The organism is Sphingomonas sp. Leaf17, from assembly GCF_001421505.1.
Taxonomy (GTDB): Bacteria; Pseudomonadota; Alphaproteobacteria; order Sphingomonadales; family Sphingomonadaceae; genus Sphingomonas.
The window spans coordinates 358,658-377,132 of record NZ_LMKL01000001.1; the positions used below are offsets into that span (position 1 = coordinate 358,658).

Consider the following 18,475-nt stretch of genomic DNA (forward strand, 5'->3'; position numbering starts at 1 on the left):
GTCGCGGCTGCCGGCGATCATTCGTCGAGGAACTGCACCGCGTGGCGCAGGAACCGTTCGGGATACTGGAACTGGGCACCGTGGCCTGCATCCGGGTAGACGACCAGCTGCGCGCCGGGAATGTTGCGGACCATTTCCCACGAATTGATCGTCGGGATCATCACGTCGTCGACGCCGTTCAGGATGAAGGTCGGTTGCGTGATCGTGCGGAGATGCGCGAACGGATCGTTCACATCCAGCTTGGGCAGGAAATACAGGTTCGCCTCGATCTGCGCCTGCGTCACCGCGGGCGAGCTGGGCGGATCCTGATCGACGCGCTGGTGACGGCGTTCCCAGAAGGCGCGACCGGCCTGTCGTGCCGCGTCCGATCGGCCGAAGAACAGAAACAGGAAATCGTCCAGCGTCGGCACCGGGCGTGGTGCCGCCTCCGCAACGCCGCGCGCCATGTCGGGATTGCCACCGCGCGGCCCGGTCCCGAGCAGCATCAGCTTGCGGACCAGATCGGGATGACGGCGGGTAAGATCCTGCGCCTGATAGCCGCCGAGGGAGAACCCCAGCACGTCCACCTTCGCCAGACCGAGCGCCCGGATCACCGCAGCGGCATCGTCGGCCATGTCCTCGATCCGGGTGCGCGGCGCGCCGGTCGACGACGCCACGCCGCGGCCGTTGTACAGGATGACCTCCCGTCCCGCGGCAAGGCCATCGGTCATCAGCGGATCCCAATGATCCATGCCACCGCGAAAATGCTGGAGCAGGAACACGGGTGGCTGGCCGCTGGCCGCGTTTCCCCACCGGCGATAGGCGAAACGATCGCCATCGACCGTGACGAACCGGGTCGGTGCAGTGAGATGCGAGACGGTCATGTCCTGTCCTTCGATCTGTTCGACGTCGCGCTCACGATCGCGCCCGACGGGTTCGGAACGCGCCCCAGCCGCTGTGCAGGACGGCGCGAAGGAACGCGCGCAGCCCGCTCTCGGCAGGCCGTGGCGCGCGCCCGCGCGCGATCCGCTTCAGCTGTGCGGCGTACCAGAATATCTCCATCACCCCCATCCGGTCGATCTTGGCGATACCGGTCCTGATCGGTCGCACCTGCTGGGCGCTGTCGCGTCCCTCCAGCAGGGCCCTGGGGGCGTCGGGGTCGATCGCAAGCAGACGGGCCAGCCCGACGATATCCAGCGCGCCCGAGCGCAGGGCGGCCGTCATGCCGGCCACGGTGCGAAAGCCGCCGGTCACCATCAGCGGCACCGAAACGGCCGCGCGCACCGTCTCTGCGAACTCGATGAAATAGGCTTCGCGGGCCACGGTCGAGGCTTTCCGCCCATCGTCCAGACCACCGCTCATCGCCGGCGCTTCATAGGTGCCGCCGGAAATCTCGATCATGTCGATCCCCGCTTCAGCCAGCGCCTGGATCGTCGCGAGCGACTCCTCGGCCGTGAAGCCGCCTCGCTGGAAGTCGGCCGAATTCAGCTTGATGCCGACGGGAAAGTCGGGACCGACCTGACGGCGGACTTCGGCCTGGACCGCCAGTACGAACCGTCGGCGTTTCTCCGCCGTCCCGCCCCAGTCATCGGTGCGTCGATTGTGATGGGGGGAGAGGAACTGGTTGATGAGATAGCCATGCGCGCCGTGGATTTGCACGCCGCTGAAACCGGCGGCCTTGCAGATCGCCGCGCTGCGCCCGAACCGGACGATCGCGTCCTGGATTTCGTCCACCGTCATGGCGCGCGGCGTCGCGAACAGCCCCGCCATGTCGTCGCGGAATGGCACGGCCGATGGCGCGATCGTCTCCGCATTCAGGCCCTTGGTCGCCTGCTTGCCGGGATGGTTGAGCTGCACCCAGATCGCCGCCCCCTGCGACGTCGCAGCCTGTGCCCAGCGACGCAGGATCGGCAGATCGGTCTCGTCCTCGATCACGACGTTGCCCGGCTCGCCGAGCGCGCGGCGATCAATCATCACGTTGCCGGTGACGATCAGGCCCAGTCCGGATGCGGCCCAACGACGATAAAGCGCGACCAGCGCCGGTGTCGGGCGATTGGCGTAGGTGCCCAGCGCCTCGCTCATCGCCGCCTTGGCAAGCCGGTTGCGCAGGACGACTCCATTGGCGAGTGTCAGCGGCTGCGCCAGCGGATTGCCCGGCATCGTGGCGGTATCAGCCATCGTTCAGGCCGATGCGCTGATGTGGGAGCGACGCGTGATCGCATCGAACAAACGCGGGCGGGTGTTGCGTTGAAATAGGGCGGGCATCGCGACGGTCTTTCGGAACGGAGGCGGACGAAGGGTTCAGGCGTCGAGGAACGCGATCGCCCGGTCGGCGAAAAGGTCGTGGTACTGGAAGATGCCGCCATGCCCCGCATCGGGATACAGGACGAGGTCGGCCCCCGGGATGCGGCGCGCGAGATCCCGCGAGTTTTCGCTGGGAACCATGATGTCGTGGTCTCCATTGGCGACGAGCACCGGCTGGCGGATGACGCCCAGATCCTGCGGCGGCTGAGTCCCCCAGGACCTGATCGCCTTGAGCTGGCGCAGGAAGACCGTGGGCGTGACGGTGGCGTCGCGGTCGACCTTGCGGATCTTCAGGCGCGCGAGGAACGCTTTGGCCGCGTCACGGCCGGTCTTGCTGCCCGTGAAGAACAGGAACGTCTTCGGGTCGCGGAACGTCAGCATGCCCTTGACGATCAGCGGCCAGGATACCGAACCGACGTTCGCGATGCCGTCGCCGCCCGCCGGCCCGGTACCGGCCAGGATCAGCCGGCGGATCAGGTCGGGTGCCTTCAACGTCATGTCCTGCGCGACGAAACCCCCGAGCGAAAATCCGATCAGGTCGATCCTGTCCAGCCCGAGCGCCCGGATCGCCGCGAGCATGTCGTCCGCCATGTCCGGGACCGTGACCGGCGCATCGCCGGCCGAGGCACCGACCCCGCGATAGTTGAACGCAAACACCGGCCGCCCGGCGGCCAGCGCCTCGACAATCGACGGATCGAAATTGTCGAGGTTCGCCCCCCAGTGGTTGAGCAGCACGACGGGAACGCCGCGCCCCGCACCAAGCTGTCGATAGGCAAGGCGGGTTCCCGCTGCCGCCACCGTGCGGGTGGCGACGGTGGACCAGCCACCACGGGCCGATTGCGTCTCAGTCATCGCGGGATCCTTGGATTAACGGGCGGACGCGGATTGGCGTAGTGTCACGACGACCTTGCCCTTGGCGCGGCCGGAATCGACATGGTCCACCGCGTCGTTCAGGTTTTCGAACGGAAAGATGCGATCGACGACAGGCTTGATCGTACCCTGGTCGATCAGTGCGCCGAGCTGGCCCAGCTGTCCGCCATCCGCCTGCATGAACAGGAACGAATAGTCGACGCCGTGACGCTTCGCCTTGCGCCGGATTCCGGCGCTCATCAGGCGCAGGACCAGCCGTATCACCGGGTTCAGCCCCTGCGCCGTGGCAAAGGCCGGGTCGGGCGGTCCCGATATCGAGATCAGCTTGCCACCCGGCTTCAAGACCTTGAGCGACTTCTCCAGCGTCTTGCCATCCAGGCTGTTGAGGACGACGTCGTAGCCGGACAGCAGTTCGGAGAAATCCTGCGTCCTGTAATCAATGACGACGTCGGCACCGAGGCGTTTGACCAGGTCGGCGTTGGCCGCGCTCGCCGTGGTCGCGACCGTCGCGCCCAGATGCCTGGCAAGCTGGATCGCGATCGTGCCGACGCCGCCCGTGCCGGCGTGGATCAGGATCTTCTGGCCGCGTTTCAGGCCGGCGCGTTCGACCAGCACCTGCCATGCGGTCAGACCGACGAGCGGGATGGAGGCCGCCTCCGCCATCGACAGGCCGGCGGGCTTGGCGGCCACGTCCGCCTCGTTGACGGCGATGCGTTCGGCGAAGGTGCCGATCCGTCCGTCGCGCGGACGGGCATAGACCGCATCGCCGACCTTGAAGCGGCGTACGTTCGCACCGACGGCCGTCACGATGCCGGCCAGATCATGGCCAAGGATCACGGGCGGTTTGTACGGCAGGATCGGCTTGAACGCGCCGTCGCGGATCTTGCCGTCGAGCTGGTTGATCGCCGTCGCATGGATCTCGACCAGCACCTCGCCGGACGCGGGCACGGGATCGGGCAGTTCGGTCAGGGCCAGCCGCTGCCCCTTGCCGTACCGTTCGAGTTGGTAAGCCTTCATGCTGCGCTCTCCTGCGTGGCCGCCGCGACAGGATAATCGGTATAGCCCCTGGCGCCACCACCATAGAGCGTCTGCGGATCGACCTGCGCCAGTGGCGCGCCCGTCTTCATGCGCTCGACCAGGTCGGGATTGGCGATGAAGGGGCGGCCGAACGCGATCAGGTCGGCCTTGCCGTCCGCCAGATGCGCTTCGGCAAACGTCTGGTCGAACCCGTTATTGGCGATGTAGGCACCACGGAAACGGCTGCGCAGCGCGGCATAGTCGAACGGCGCGGCATCGCGCGGGCCGCCGGTCGCGCCCTCCACGACATGGATATAGGCGATGCCGAGCGCGTCGAGCTGCTCCACGATATGGTCGAACAGCGGTTGCGGATCGCTGGTCGCGATACCGTTGGCGGGCGAAACGGGCGACAGGCGGATGCCGGTGCGCGCCGGCCCGACCGCATCGGCGACCGCCGCGGTCACCGCGATCATCAGGCGGGCGCGGTTCGCGATGCTGCCGCCATAGGCATCGGTGCGATGGTTCGCGCCGTCCTTGGCGAACTGGTCGAGCAGATAGCCGTTCGCGCCGTGCACCTCGACCCCGTCGAAGCCCGCCGCGATCGCGTTGGCCGCGCCCCGGCGGAAATCGTCGACGATGCCCGGTATTTCATCCAGGCCGAGCGCGCGCGGTTCGGAAACATCGACGAAGCCGTTGTTGACCACCGTCTTGGTTTCGGCCCGGATGGCCGAGGGCGCGACGGGAGCCGCACCGTTCTCCTGCAGGTCGACATGGCTGACGCGACCGACATGCCAGAGCTGCAGATAGATCTTCCCGCCCTTCGCATGGACCGCATCGGTCACCGTGCGCCAGCCCGCAACCTGCGCGTCGGTGTAGATGCCCGGCGTATCCTGATACCCCTGTCCCTGTCGCGACACCTGCGATGCCTCGGTGATGATAAGGCCCGCCGAGGCGCGCTGGCCGTAATATTCCGCCATCAGGTCGGTCGGCACCAGGCCGGCACCGGCGCGGTTGCGGGTCAGCGGTGCCATGACCAGGCGGTTGGCAAGCGTGATGGATCCCAGATCATAAGACGAGAAAAGGCTGGATTCGGACATTTTGCGTATTCTTTCGGATGGCGCGTCTGGAGACGATCAGGCGGTGTAGCGCGGTGCGGGGTGGATCTCGCCAAAGCCCGGCAACATCGACCGTCGCGCATCCTGGAATGCATCCCACAGGCCGCCATCGTGCAGCGGCGGGATCGTCACCGGTTCGCGCGCGTCGTAGCCGGCAAGCGCCGCGTCGACCATGTCGCCGACCTCCATCATCGGCGGCAGCGACGCCTCGTCGGCACCGGCGCGGCCCCAAAGCTCGGTGCGGGTCGCGGCTGGCAGGACGGCCTGCACATAGACGCCCTTCGGCCCCAGTTCGATGGCCAGTCCCTGTGACAGGAACAGCACGAACGCCTTGGTCGCACCATAGACGCTCATGCCATATTCCGGCGCCAGCCCCACGACCGAGCCGATATTGATGATGGCACCATCCCCGCGTGCGGCAAGGCGCGGTGCCACCGCGCTCGCAAGCCGTGCGACCGAGGTGGTGTTGAGCGCGATCAGGCGGTCGACGGCCTCGGTCGGCTGGTCGACGAAGCTGCCCCCCAACCCGGCACCCGCGTTGTTGATGAGAATCCCGATGCGATCGTCGTCGCGCAACCGCGCCTCGACGACGGCCATCTGGTCGAGGCGCGTCAGGTCGGCTTGCAGCACATCGACCGCGACCCCCGTCTCCCCGTTCAGCTTCGCCGCCAGCGCCGCGAGACGGTCGGCATCGCGCGCCACCAGAACCAGGTCATGGCCACGGCGGGCGAAGCGATCGGCATAGGTGGCACCGATGCCGGTGGAGGCACCGGTAATGAGAACGGCAGGCTTGGTCATCGGATTGCCCTTTCGAAACGCAGCGTTATATTGATGACAGTCATCATGAATTGCTAAATGTGATAGCCATCATGAAACGTCAACGGTCAGACGGAGATTATTTCGATGAAGGTCAGTCGCGAGCAGATGGTGGAGAACCGTCGCCGCATCCTCCAGGAGGCCAGCCGGCTGTTTCGCGATCGCGGATTCGCCGCGGTGACGGTCGCCGACGTCATGAAGGCGGCCGGGCAGACGCATGGCGGCTTTTACGGCCACTTCGCGTCCAAGGACGCGCTGATCGCCGCGACGATCGCCGATACGCTGGCGGGGGAGAGCGCCGGCATGACCGACATTGATGCATGGACAGACGCCTATCTGTCGCCGCTGCACCGGGAAAATCCGGACCGGGGATGCCCGATGGCCAGCCTTGCCGGATTGATGCGGCACCAGACGCCAGAGGCGCGTACCGCCATGGCGCGCGGGCTGGATGCGCATATCGGCCACCTCGCGCGCGGTCTGCCGGGTGATGACGAAGCCGAACGACGCCAGGCGGCGATCGGCCGGTGGGCGGCGATGGTCGGTGCCGTCGTGCTGTCACGCGCCATCGACGACAGCGCCCTGTCGGACGAGGTGTTGCGGGAAACCCGGGCATGGATCGCGGCGGCGCGACCCGCGGTACAGCCAGATCGGGGTGGGCCGGATCAGGATGGGCCAGATCAGAAAGGAGATGCCCGCGCATGAACATATTGACCGACCATGTGGACCTTGATGGCCACGACCAGCTGGCGGCTCTGATGGCGAGCAACCGCAATCCGCCGATCGGCGATACGCTGGAGTTCGCGCTGGTCGAACTGGAGCGCGGTCGCGTCGTCTTCGAAGGGTCGCCGTCGCGCAGGGTCTTCAATCCCATCGGATCGGTGCATGGCGGCTATGCCGCGACCCTGTTGGACAGCGCCTGCGGATGCGCCGTCCATTCCAGCCTGCCCCCAGGACAGGGCTTTACGACGCTGGAACTCAAGGTATCGTATCACCGGGCGCTGACCGACACGAGCGGTCCCGTCCGGGCCGAAGGCAAGATCATATCCATCGGGCGGCGTGTCGGCTTTTCGGAAGCAAGGCTGATCGATGCGCAAGGCCGGCTATGCGCGTCGGCGACGTCGACCCTGCTGATCTTTCCCCTTCGTGCCGCCGATGGCTGACACGGGCGGACGGCCACGCCGATATGCCCCGCCGCCTCCCGGGTGCCGCGCCTGCCCCGCGATGATCGCGATGGCGCATTGCATTTGCCCGGTGTCTGCGGACGGCCATATACAGGCCCATGAGCGACATCACCCCAGACGGTAACCGGCACGAGTCCACCCGACCGCGCACCATCAGCGACATCGCGCGACTGGCGGGTGTCCACGCGGGAACCGTATCGCGCGCGCTTGCGGACAATCCGCTGGTGAATGCCGAGACGCGCGCGCGGATCCAGGCGCTGGCCGACGAGCATGGATTTCGGCCCAACCAGATGGCCAGCCGCCTTCGCACGCAGAAGACGCATGTCGTCGGGGTCGTCGTTCCACTCGGCCACGAGCGCCGCCAGCATCTGTCCGACCCGTTCTTCATGACTATCCTCGGTCATCTCGCCGATGCCCTGACTGAGGGCGGCTACGACATCATGCTCTCCCGCGTCATTCCCGACGCGCACGACTGGCTGGAGCGCATCGTCGATTCCGGCATGCTCGACGGCGTGCTCCTGATCGGCCAGTCGGACCAGTTCGACGCGATCGAACGGGTTGCGGCGCGCTATCGCCCGCTGGTGGTCTGGGGCGATCATGTCGATGGCCAGCATCACTGCGCGGTCGGTGTCGACAACAGGCTGGGCGGCCTGCTGGCGGGACGACGGCTGATCGAGCGGGGCTGTCGGCAACTGGCGTTCTTCGGCGAAATCCGGACGCTGGAACTGGCTCACCGTTACGATGGGCTGATCCAGGCGGCTCGGGAGGCGGACATCGCCGACCCTGTCCAGTGCGATACCCATCTGGCGTCCGATGTGATGGCAGCGGAGATTTCGGATCACCTTGATCGACTGTCGGGCAGGATAGACGGCATCGCTGCGGCATCGGACGTCATCGCGATGCGCAGCGTGCGGGTGCTGGCCGATCGCGGCATCGCCGTGCCGGGCGATGTTCCCGTGGTCGGGTTCGACGACCTGCCGCTTGCCAGCCAGATCATTCCGCGGCTGACGACGATCCGTCAGGATGTCGAACGTGGTGCCGCCGAAATGATTCGCGCGTTGTTCGCGCGGATGCAGGGGGCGGAGATGCCGGGGGCGGATGCGCCGTCGGTCATCATGACGCCCGAGCTTGTGGTGCGCGATTCAGCCTGAACTCCAGGCATCTGTTTTTGCTAGGTTTTATAACCATCGCGAGACCGTATGAATGCACATTGCGCGGCCTTTGCAATCGTTTGTTGCAATGGCCTGCAATCGTCTGCATAGTGACACGACAAACAGATAAACAGGCTGTCGATCACGGCGGTTGATTCAGGAGGGGTTCCATGAGGAAGGCATCGTTTTGGCTTGCTGGCGTCACGCTGGCGGCATTCCAGCCGTTCGTCGCTTCGGCGCAGACCGCACCGGCGCAGGCCACGCCCCAGGCCGATACGGCACCGGGCGACGCCGCCGCCGATCCGGCGAATGACCCGAACGATCGCGCCAACGACATCGTCGTCACCGGCACTTCCCGCCCCGAACGCCGCCTGACGACCAGCATCTCGGTCAGCGCGCTGGACGCCACCCAGATCGCGCGCGCGGCACCACTGGGCAGCGCCGATCTGATCCGCAACGTGCCCGGCCTCCGGTCGGAGGCCTCGGGTGGCGAAGGCAATGCCAACATCGCCGTGCGCGGCCTGCCCGTTGCCAGCGGCGGCGCCAAGTTCGTCCAGTTCCAGGAGGACGGCCTGCCCGTTCTCAACTTCGGTGACATCGCCTTCGCGACCGCCGACGCCTTTGTCCGGCCCGACAACAACGTGCAGCGCGTCGAAGTCGTGCGCGGCGGTTCGGCATCGACGTTCACGAGCAATGCGCCGGGCGCGATCATCAACTTCATCAGCAAGACCGGCAAGACCGCGGGCGGCAACGTCGCGCTGACCCGGGGCCTCGATTTCGATCGCACGCGCATCGACGCCGATTACGGCGCGCCGATCGGCGACGACTGGAACTTTCATATCGGCGGATTCTACCGGATCGGCGACGGTGTGAAGAAGATCGGCTACAACGCCGAGAAGGGTGGCCAGATCAAGGCCAACATCACGCGCAATTTCGCCAACGGTTTCCTGCGGATCACCGGCAAGTTTCTCGACGACCGCGCGCCGGCCTATATCCCCGTGCCGATCCGCAACACCGGCACCAACAGCGATCCCAAGTTCAGCAACCTGCCCGGCTTCGACGCGAGGAAGGATCCGCTCCAGTCGCCGTATTTCCGTTCCGATCTGGCGATCGGCGCGAACGGCCAGCGCATCCGCACCGACGTGGCCGACGGCTATCGCACCAAGGCCCGCGCGATCGGTGGCGAGGCGTCGTTTGACCTGGGCGGTGGCTGGAACATCGACGACAAGTTCAACTATGCCAAGAACTCCGGTGGCTTCACCACGCCCTACGCGGCCAATGTCCAGACCGCGGCGTCGTTCGCATCCTCGCTGGGCGGTGCCGGTGCGACGCTGCGCTATGCGAACGGCCCCAATGCCGGTCAGACGATCGCCAACCCGGCGACACTCAACGGCAACGGCCTTGCGACCAACGCGCTGCTGTTCAACGTGACGCTCGACGATTTCACCAACATCACCAACGTGCTGACGCTGGCCAAGGAAGTCGATGGCGGGTCGCTCGGGTCGGGTTCGGTAACGCTGGGCTATTTCAAGTCGCGCCAGGCGGTCAAGATGGACTGGCACTGGAACAGCTATCTGCAGGAAGTCAGCGGCAACAGGCCCGCCCTGCTCGACGTCTTCAACGCCGCCGGACAGCCGGTCACCCAGAACGGCCTGATCGCGTATGGCGAACCGGTGTTCGGCAATTGCTGCCAGCGATTCTATGACGTCGACTACACCATCGACGCGCCCTATCTCGCCGCGACGTGGAAGACCGGCCGGCTGAACATCGACGGCAGCGTGCGCTGGAACAGCTCGAAGGCGGATGGTATCTACGCCACCAACACCGGGCTGAGCACGATCGACGTCAATCAGGACGGCGTCATCCAGAACGTCGAGCGTGCGGTGCCGGTGGTCAATCTCGCGGCGGCCCAGTCGGTGAACTACCGCAAGTCCTACTTCACCTGGTCGATCGGTGCCAATTACGAGATCCAGACCGATCTGGCGATGTTTGCCCGCGTCAGCCGCGGCGCGCGCTTCAACGCGGATCGCGTGCTGTTCGGCGGCGGCGTCCGCACCGATGGCAGCATCGCCGACGAGATCGCGGTGAACTTCGTCAACCAGCAGGAAGCCGGCGTGAAGTATCGCGCGGGTCCGTTCTTTGCCAACGTCACCGCATTCCGCGCGACGACGGCCGAGACGAACGAGATCGTCATCCCGCGCCAGATGCTCATCAGCAACAAGTACCGGTCCTACGGACTCGAGCTTGAAGCCGGGCTGGATTACGACGTGTTCCACCTGACCGGCGGCGCGACCTATACGCATGCGCGGATCACCGAAAGCGAAGTGACGCCGGCCTTCAACGGCAACACGCCGTACCGTCAGGCGGCGCTGATCTTCCAGGCATCGCCGTCGATCGAGCTGGATCGTTTCTCGATCGGGGCGAATATCATCGGCACGACCTCGTCCTATGCGTCGGACCTCAACCAGCTGAAGATCCCGGGCTATGTCCTGACCGGCGCGTTCGCGTCGTTCGCGGTCACCCCGGCCCTGCGCCTGTCGGTCAACGCGCAGAACATCTTCAACACGCTGGCGATCACCGAACTCGGCCAGTCGACCGACACGCTGCCGACCAGCGGCATCAACACCGCACGCGCCTTTCCGGGCCGCAACATCAGTGCGACGATCGCCCTTCGGTTCTGACGACGGCGGCAGGTCACGGCGGCGGGTCGCGGCATCCACGAGCGGGTGCTGCGACCGGCCGATCAACAGGGGATGACAGGGATGCGTATGCGTAAGGTGCTTGGCGCGATCGGTATCGCGGCGGTCGGCGGACTGATCGGCGTCACAGCGCCGATGGGCATGTCGCCTGCCGTGGCGCAGGCGGCGGCAACGCCACAGCCGCTGGCAAGCCTCGACGGCAGTTGGCTGGTCGTTCCCCGCCGGACGCCGGGGTCGGTCGCCATCGGCGGCATCCCCCGGTCGTTCGTCCTGTCGAGCGATGGCAGGACGGTGACGGGCGAGTTCCGCTTCAATGGCTGGGTCTATCCGATCGCGAACATGGTCGCGCGGCCCGACGGCTTCGCCTTCGACCTGACCGGCAAGCCGCCCTTCGTGAAGATGCGCGCAAAACTGTCTGCGGGCGGCCGCTTCCTCGATGTCTGGATCGGCGACGAGGTGGTCGGCGTTGCCCCCTTCCTCGCGCGGCGCGTGACGCCCGCCGAACTGGCGACGGTCGAACGCGATGCACCGCGCCCCGACAACATGACCAAGCTCCCCCTGCCCGCGCTGCACGACGTCGGCGTGAAGAACCTGGCACCGACCCCGCCGATGGGCTGGAACAGCTGGAACGTCTTCCGCGAGGCGGTCGACGACGCCGCGGTGCGCGCGATGGCCGACCGGCTCGTTGCCACCGGTCTGCGCGACGCCGGGTATCGCTATGTCACGATCGACGACGGCTGGCAGGGCAAGCGCGATGCGGCGGGCGTGCTGCATCCCAACGCCAAGTTCCCCGACATGAAGGGACTGGTCGACTATATCCATGCACGCGGCCTGAAGGTCGGCATCTACAGTTCGCCGGGACCGGTCACCTGCACCGGGTACATCGGCAGCCACGGCCATGAGAAACAGGATGCGAAGACCTATGCCGCATGGGGCGTCGACCTGCTGAAATACGACTGGTGCAGCGCGTCCAACATCTACGACACCAAGACGGAGATGCAGGCGCAGTACCAGAAGATGGGCGACGCGCTTGCCGAAACCGGTCGGGCGATCGTCTACAGCCTGTGTCAGTACGGCCTGTTCGACGTCGGCAGCTGGGGCAACCGCGTCGGCGGCCATTTGTGGCGGACCGGCGGTGACAGCATCGAAGGCGATCTGTGGCACGCGATCGATTTCCGTTTCGATCATAACGGCAACGCGGCGCATGCTGGGCCGAGCGCCTGGAACGACGCCGACATGATGCTGGTCGGCATCGACGGGCTGACGCCCGAGGAATATCGGACGCACTACACATTGTGGACGATGGCCGCATCGCCGATCATCCTCGGCAACGACCTGCGCACGATGACGCCTGCCACCAAGGCGCTGGTCGCCAATCGCGAGGTCATCGCGATCGACCAGGATCCGCTCGGCATTCAGGGCCGGCGCGTCTCGCAGGACGGCAAGACCGAGATCTGGACCAAGCGTCTCGCCGACGGATCGACCGCGGTCGCCCTGTTCAACCGGGGCGACGCCCCGGCCGCGATGACGGTGCGCTGGGGCGGCGCGGTCGGCGTCGCGCAGCCGAAAATGCTCCGCGACGTATGGCGCGGCGCCGACCTGCCGGTCCGGCCGAGCTACACGACCACCGTCCCGCGTCACGGCGCCATCCTTCTGCGGGCGTTCTGACCGTCATGGCGCACGACCATTCCGCCCACCCGGATTTCGACGATCGCCTGAACCGCCACGGCGCGACGCTGCGCCGGCAGATCGCGCGATTGTACGGCGCGGATCACGATCTCGACGCGCTGTGGTCGCGGATCGAGGCGATGTTGCGCGAGCGGATGGCGACACGGCCGGCGGTGATGCAGGGATTGGACAACGCCCGGATCGCCGACCCGGACTGGTTCGTCGCGCCCGACATGATCGGCTATTCGACCTATGTCGATCGGTTCGCCGATACCGTGACCGGCCTGACCGCGCATGTCGATCATCTCGAAACGCTGGGCGTCCGCTATCTGCATCTGCTCGCGCTGCTCAAGGCCCGCGCCGGCGACAGCGACGGCGGCTTCGCGGTGGCGGACTATCTCAGCGTCGAACCCGCGCTCGGCACGATGGCCGAGGTCGAGGCGCTGTGCGACAGGTTGCGCGCGAGCCGCATCAGCCTGTGTGTCGACCTGGCGCTCAACCATACCGCGGACGATCACGTCTGGGCGCTGGCCGCCAGGGCGGGCGATCCGCACTATCGCGATTTCTACATCGTGGTCGACGAGGCCGAGGCGGCAGCGCGCGAGGCCCTGTTGCCACAGGTGTTCCCGACGACCGCGCCGGGCAACTTCACCGTCGTGCCCGCGATGGGCGGCAGCGTATGGACGACCTTCTACCCGTTCCAGTGGGATCTGAACTGGGCGAATCCAGAGGTCATGTTGGCGATGATCGACACGATGCTGCGGCTCGCCAATCACGGATTCGAGGCGTTCCGCCTCGATTCCACCGCGTTCCTCTGGAAACAGGCGGGGACCGATTGTCGCAACCTGCCTCAGGCGCACCATATCGTGCGGGCGCTCCGGGCCGCGCTCGATATCGTCGCGCCGGCGACGCTGCTGAAGGCGGAGGCGATTGTGCCGACGGCGTTCGTGCCGCCCTATTTCGGGGCGGATGACGGCGACGGGTTCGAACCCGAATGTCATCTGGTCTACAATAATTCGCTGATGGTGGCGGGCTGGGTCGCGCTGGCCGAACAGTCGGCGGCGCTGCCCGCGGCGATCGTCGCTGCCAGCGGCGGTCTGCCGCGCGGTGCCAACTGGCTGACCTATGCACGGTGTCACGACGATATCGGCTGGGGTGCGGTGCTCGGCGATCTGCGCGGAATCGACGCCGCCCCCGAAGACCGGCTGACGGTTGCCGCCCGCTTCCTCGAAGGAGCCGGCGACAGCTGGGCGCGTGGCGAGCCGTTCCAGTCGGATGGGTCGGTGCTTCACGGGACCAACGGCACGTTCGCCTCGCTCGCCGGCCTGGAAATCGCCGGCACCGAGGCCGAGCGTGAGGACGCGCTGCGCCGGATCATGCTGCTGAATGCCCTTGCGATCGCCAGCGGTGGCCTTGCAACGACCTATATGGGCGACGAGGCCGGCATGACGAACGACCAGAGCTACCGCACCGACCCCGACAAGGCGCATGAAGGTCGCTGGGTGCACCGCCCGGCGATGGACTGGTCGTCGCTGGATGGCACCGATGCCGCCCGGATATCCGGCGATCTCGCCCGTTTGCGCGCGGCGAGGATCGCCAGCGGCGGTGCGGGGTCGCCGACATGTCTCGCATCGGACGCGGCCTTTGCGGCACTGCTGGGGATCGGCTGCGGCAAGGACCGCGTGTTCCTCAACTTCTCGGCCCGGCCCGTGCCGGTCGCCGGCGGCGGGGTCGACCGCCTGACCGGGCAGCCTGCCCCCGCAATCCTCGAACCATGGCAGGTCATCTGGTTGTCGGGAGCAGACGCATGAAACCCCGGCTGTCACTGGCGCGCATCATCGAGATGAACCTGGGGTTCCTCGGGTTGCAATTCTCGTTCGGGCTGCAACAGGCGAACATGGCGCCGATCTACGGCTATCTCGGCGCTGACGAGGCATCGCTGCCGCTGCTGTGGCTGGCGGGACCGATGACCGGGCTGCTCGTCCAGCCGCTGATCGGCGCGTTGTCCGACAAGACCACCAGTCGCCTCGGCCGGCGGACGCCGTATTTCCTGGTCGGTGCTGTGCTGTGCAGCCTGTGCCTGCTGGCGATGCCGTACAGCCCGACGCTGTGGGTTGCGGCCAGCCTGTTGTGGATCCTCGACGCCGCCAACAACGTCACCATGGAACCCTATCGCGCCTATGTCGGCGACCGGCTGTCGGAGGATCAGCGACCGACCGGGTTCCTGACGCAGGCCGCCTTTACCGGGCTTGCCCAGACGCTGTCGTACCTGTCACCGTCGCTGCTCGTTTGGTGGGGCATGGACAAGGACGCGGTGGACGCGAACGGCATTCCCGACATCACCCGGATCGCGTTCGTCGTCGGGGCGATCCTGTCGCTGTCGACGATCCTGTGGTCGGTCCTGCGCGTGCCCGAACTGCCGCTGACGCCCGAAGAACGCGCGGCAATGAACGCCGACACGCTGACTCTTGGCGGAGCATTGCGCGACGTCGTCGCGGCGATCCGCGACATGCCCAAGCCGATGCGGCAGCTTGGGGTCGCGATGCTGTGCCAATGGTATGCGATGTTCGCCTATTGGCAGTTCATCGCATTCGCGCTCGCCCGGTCGCTGCACGGCACCGCCGATCCAGCAAGCCAGGGGTTTCGCGACGCCGCACTGACGGTCGGCCAGGTGGGTGCCTTCTACAACGCGGTCGCGTTCGTGGGCGCGCTCGCGATGGTGCCGATCACGCGGCGTTACGGCGCACGCGTCGTCCATGCCGCGTGCCTTGCGGCATCCGGCGCGGCGATGCTGGCGATTCCGAGCATCGCCGTCGAAGGCTGGCTGTACCTGCCGATGATCGGCATCGGCATCGGCTGGGCAAGCATGATGGGCAATCCCTATGTCATGCTCACCGATACCGTGCCGCCGGCGCGGTTCGGCATCTATATGGGCATCTTCAACATGTTCATCGTCGTCCCGATGATGATAGAGAGCCTCACCGTGCCGCTGTTCTACCGTCCGCTGCTGGGCGGCGATGCGCGCGGGATGCTGTACGTCGCGGGGGCGCTGATGCTGGCCGGCACGATCGCGACGTTGCGGGTCGATGCCGGAAACCGCGTCGTTCGGTGATGGGGAGCGGATCCACGCCGACGTGGCCGCATGGTGATACCGCGCAATCGGGGGACGAAGGATGAAACGCATCAGGCCGCTCTGGCTGGCCCTGGCCTTTTTCGGCAGCGCGGCGATGGCCGGCGACGAACGACCCGGCGCGGCGTCACCCGGCCATCCGGTCGCCTTGATCGCCGACCCCTTCCTCGAAACCGAAACCGTCCGCCTGTGGCCCGGCCGTGCCGCCGGCGCGACCGACGACAGCGCGGGTCAGACCCCGACCGTGACCATCGTCCGGCCGCAGCGCGGACAGGCCAACGGCGCGGCGGTCATCGTCGCGCCGGGTGGCGGCTATGTCGAACTGGCGGGCAACATCGAGGGCAGGCAGGTCGCGGACTGGTTCGCCTCGCGCGGGATCACCGCATTCGTCCTGAAATATCGGATCGGACCGACCGCGCGCCTGCCGATCCCGCTGCTCGACGGGGCGCGGGCGATCCGGTTCGCCCGCGCGAACGCCACACGGCTCGGCCTGGATCCGACGCGCATCGGCATGATCGGCTTTTCCGCCGGCGGGCATCTCGCGGCAACGACTGCCGCAACCGCGTCGCCGGGCCAGCCGACGTCGTCCGATCCCGTCGAACGCGCGAGCAGCCGGCCCGACTTCCTCGTGCTCGGCTATCCGTGGCTGGAGGGAACCGCGATCGACGCCAAGGGCCGGTCGCCCTATTGCACCTTCGCCGGCGGCGCGTGCGACCCCAGGGCCTATGAACAGTATAGGCCGACGCGATCGGTGACGGCCGCCATGCCACCCGTCTTCATCTTTCATACCAGCAACGATCCGATCGTCGACGCCCGGGGCATCACGCGATTCTACGACGCCTTGCAGTCGCGGCGCGTACCGGTCGAACTGCACATATTCGCGCTCGGCCGGCACGGCAGCGGGCTTGGCGGCTCAGACCCCGCCCTTGCCCGCTGGCCGGAGCTGATGGAGCCCTGGCTTCGTGCGCTGGGCATGTTCGACCGCACGCCATGACGCCCCGGACCGCCGATGCCGCACGCGGGCCATGCATCGCCTGATCCGGCGCACGGCCTTACGGCGTGGCATATGCCGGGCGTAATCCGCGATGACTAAGGATCCAACCAGCATCGGGTGCAGAACCCTGAAGGCCGGTCCGTCCCGTAAGCGGCCGATCGTGGAGCGGGCGACCCGGCCACGCCAGTCCGGCTCCACCATTCAGCCGAGCATATCGACGATCATGCCCTTGTCGGACAGCGACGCAGGTCGTTCGCGTTGCGGGATCGCCCGCGACAGGTCGTCGGTGTTCTTGATCTCGCGCAGCGTTTCGGAGGAACCGTCGCTATAGGCGACGACCGTGATCCGCATGGATCCTGCGTCGGTCGTACGCTGGTCGACGATCGTCTTGCGCGTGTTCTGGACCGACGCTTCGGGTGATGTACCGCCGTCCGACGTCCCGGCTTTTGCCGGCCCGGCGGCGCCGGTCAGACCCGCGCCCGCCTTTGCGCGCGCGCCGGCACGGTCGGATGCCCCGCTGCCGTCTTGCGGGATCAGACTCGCGACAGGCCGCTCCAGCAGGGTCGGCGTGATCCGCGTGCGCAGATTTGACGGAGGAGGTATAGTCAGCATGTCATGGTAACGACCAAAGCATGGCCCGCTTAACGCCCGATCCGTCCCGTGCCCGACTGTCGTCCGAACAACAGCCGTGTGGATCGTCCGGCCCTGTACCGGAGCTTGGCACGTCATCGGCGCGAGCGGTCGCGCGATCCGGCCCGATCCAGATCATCAGAGACGGCCCCTTCCCGCGCCATGTCCCTGGACCGGCGAGGCTGGACGATGCGCGTCGAGGTATCGCAGCCCGATCGTTATCACGGCCCACTCGTTATCAAGGCAACGACGCGGTGCCGGCTGACGGACTATCGCTTGAAAAGGAAAATGGCGGAGAGGGTGGGATTCGAACCCACGGTACCCGTGAGGGCACGCCGCATTTCGAGTGCGGTACATTCGACCACTCTGCCACCTCTCCGCAGAAGGACGGCCATGCCCGAAAAGGACAGGACCAGTCGGTCGAGGGCGCGCCTCTAACCCAGTCATTCGGGCGGCACAAGTCCCCGTGCTTGTGCGCTGCAAAATAACCACTAGATTGTCGGCATGCCCCGCCATGACCTGCCCGACCTTGCCGCGCGCAACGGTGTCGACGCGCCGCCTGTCCTGCACGCCCGCTTTTCGATCGGCGATGTCGTGCGCCACCGCCTGTTCGACTTTCGCGGGGTGATCTTTGACGTCGACCCCGTCTTTGCCAACAGCGACGAATGGTATGATTCGATTCCCGCTGCGATCCGCCCGGAAAAAGACCAGCCCTTCTACCACCTGCTCGCCGAAAACGCGGAGTCGAGCTATGTCGCCTATGTCAGCCAACAGAACCTGATCGTCGACGACAGCGACGAACCGGTCGATCATCCGGCCATTCCCGGCCTGTTCACCGGCTTTACCGATGGCCGCTACCAGTTGCGGGCGAACCACCGCCACTAAGGCCCTCCCCGCTCATCCCCACGGACAGCGCAAGGG

16 protein-coding genes and 1 tRNA gene are annotated in these 18,475 nt (G+C 66.6%); 9 read left to right on the plus strand and 8 right to left on the minus strand.

Going from position 1 to position 18,475, the window contains the following annotated elements; genetic code table 11:
• Positions 1-17: 17 nt before the first annotated feature.
• The 6 genes from ASE75_RS01740 to ASE75_RS01765 all read right to left on the minus strand — a co-directional run bounded on the left by ASE75_RS01740 (position 18) and on the right by ASE75_RS01765 (position 6,083).
• Positions 18-863: an alpha/beta fold hydrolase gene (locus tag ASE75_RS01740; RefSeq protein ID WP_055927897.1), complete on the minus strand. Its 846-nt coding sequence runs from the start codon at positions 861-863 to the stop codon at positions 18-20.
• A gap of 31 nt (positions 864-894) precedes the next feature.
• Positions 895-2,157: an NADH:flavin oxidoreductase/NADH oxidase family protein gene (locus tag ASE75_RS01745; RefSeq protein ID WP_200922291.1), complete on the minus strand. Its 1,263-nt coding sequence runs from the start codon at positions 2,155-2,157 to the stop codon at positions 895-897.
• Positions 2,158-2,280: 123 nt separating this feature from the next.
• Positions 2,281-3,135 carry an alpha/beta fold hydrolase gene (locus ASE75_RS01750; RefSeq protein ID WP_055927901.1) on the minus strand — a complete coding sequence of 285 codons (855 nt, stop codon included), beginning with the start codon at positions 3,133-3,135 and terminating at the stop codon, positions 2,281-2,283.
• Between the two features lie 15 nt (positions 3,136-3,150).
• Entirely contained in the window at positions 3,151-4,170 is a 1,020-nt protein-coding gene (locus tag ASE75_RS01755) for an NADP-dependent oxidoreductase (protein WP_055927904.1), read from the minus strand.
• Positions 4,167-5,267: an alkene reductase gene (locus tag ASE75_RS01760; RefSeq protein ID WP_055927906.1), complete on the minus strand. Its 1,101-nt coding sequence runs from the start codon at positions 5,265-5,267 to the stop codon at positions 4,167-4,169. Before ASE75_RS01760 ends, ASE75_RS01755 begins: the two co-directional genes overlap by 4 nt.
• 36 nt (positions 5,268-5,303) lie before the next feature.
• Positions 5,304-6,083, minus strand: a complete 780-nt coding sequence (locus tag ASE75_RS01765; RefSeq protein ID WP_055927909.1) for an SDR family NAD(P)-dependent oxidoreductase — start codon at positions 6,081-6,083, stop codon at positions 5,304-5,306.
• A 105-nt stretch (positions 6,084-6,188) separates the two neighbouring features.
• Between ASE75_RS01765 and ASE75_RS01770 the strand changes: the two genes are divergently transcribed.
• The 8 genes from ASE75_RS01770 (at position 6,189) to ASE75_RS01805 (ending at position 16,924) form a co-directional block, all read left to right on the plus strand.
• The gene (locus tag ASE75_RS01770) at positions 6,189-6,803 is read left to right on the plus strand and encodes a TetR/AcrR family transcriptional regulator (protein ID WP_082463729.1); all 615 of its coding nucleotides are present in this window, start codon (positions 6,189-6,191) and stop codon (positions 6,801-6,803) included.
• Positions 6,800-7,261: a PaaI family thioesterase gene (locus ASE75_RS01775; RefSeq protein WP_055927911.1), complete on the plus strand. Its 462-nt coding sequence runs from the start codon at positions 6,800-6,802 to the stop codon at positions 7,259-7,261. The genes ASE75_RS01770 and ASE75_RS01775 overlap by 4 nt, the downstream gene beginning before the upstream one ends.
• Before the next feature lie 119 nt (positions 7,262-7,380).
• A complete protein-coding gene (locus ASE75_RS01780) occupies positions 7,381-8,433 on the plus strand; it encodes a LacI family DNA-binding transcriptional regulator (protein WP_055927914.1) in 1,053 nt (350 codons plus the stop codon).
• Between the two features lie 170 nt (positions 8,434-8,603).
• The gene (locus ASE75_RS01785; protein ID WP_055927917.1) at positions 8,604-11,114 is read left to right on the plus strand and encodes a TonB-dependent siderophore receptor; all 2,511 of its coding nucleotides are present in this window, start codon (positions 8,604-8,606) and stop codon (positions 11,112-11,114) included.
• Positions 11,115-11,195: 81 nt separating this feature from the next.
• Positions 11,196-12,800 (plus strand): glycoside hydrolase family 27 protein, encoded by a 1,605-nt coding sequence (locus tag ASE75_RS01790; protein ID WP_200922292.1) that lies wholly within the window; start codon positions 11,196-11,198, stop codon positions 12,798-12,800.
• 5 nt (positions 12,801-12,805) lie between these two features.
• Positions 12,806-14,611 (plus strand): alpha-amylase family glycosyl hydrolase, encoded by a 1,806-nt coding sequence (locus tag ASE75_RS01795; RefSeq protein ID WP_055927924.1) that lies wholly within the window; start codon positions 12,806-12,808, stop codon positions 14,609-14,611.
• Complete coding sequence (locus ASE75_RS01800) at positions 14,608-15,912, plus strand: MFS transporter (protein WP_235512470.1); 1,305 nt, start codon at positions 14,608-14,610, stop codon at positions 15,910-15,912. Before ASE75_RS01795 ends, ASE75_RS01800 begins: the two co-directional genes overlap by 4 nt.
• A 61-nt stretch (positions 15,913-15,973) precedes the next feature.
• Positions 15,974-16,924: an alpha/beta hydrolase gene (locus ASE75_RS01805; RefSeq protein ID WP_055927931.1), complete on the plus strand. Its 951-nt coding sequence runs from the start codon at positions 15,974-15,976 to the stop codon at positions 16,922-16,924.
• A gap of 201 nt (positions 16,925-17,125) precedes the next feature.
• Here ASE75_RS01805 and ASE75_RS01810 read toward each other — a convergent pair whose 3' ends face one another.
• Both ASE75_RS01810 and ASE75_RS01815 read right to left on the minus strand, forming a co-directional pair.
• Positions 17,126-17,536, minus strand: coding sequence for a hypothetical protein (locus ASE75_RS01810; RefSeq protein WP_055927933.1), 411 nt, complete (start codon positions 17,534-17,536; stop codon positions 17,126-17,128).
• A 307-nt stretch (positions 17,537-17,843) separates the two neighbouring features.
• Positions 17,844-17,933, minus strand: a tRNA-Ser gene (locus tag ASE75_RS01815).
• Positions 17,934-18,058: 125 nt separating this feature from the next.
• Here ASE75_RS01815 and hspQ point away from each other — a divergent pair.
• Positions 18,059-18,439 (plus strand): heat shock protein HspQ, encoded by a 381-nt coding sequence (gene hspQ / locus ASE75_RS01820; protein WP_055927935.1) that lies wholly within the window; start codon positions 18,059-18,061, stop codon positions 18,437-18,439.
• The last annotated feature ends 36 nt before the right edge of the window (positions 18,440-18,475 follow it).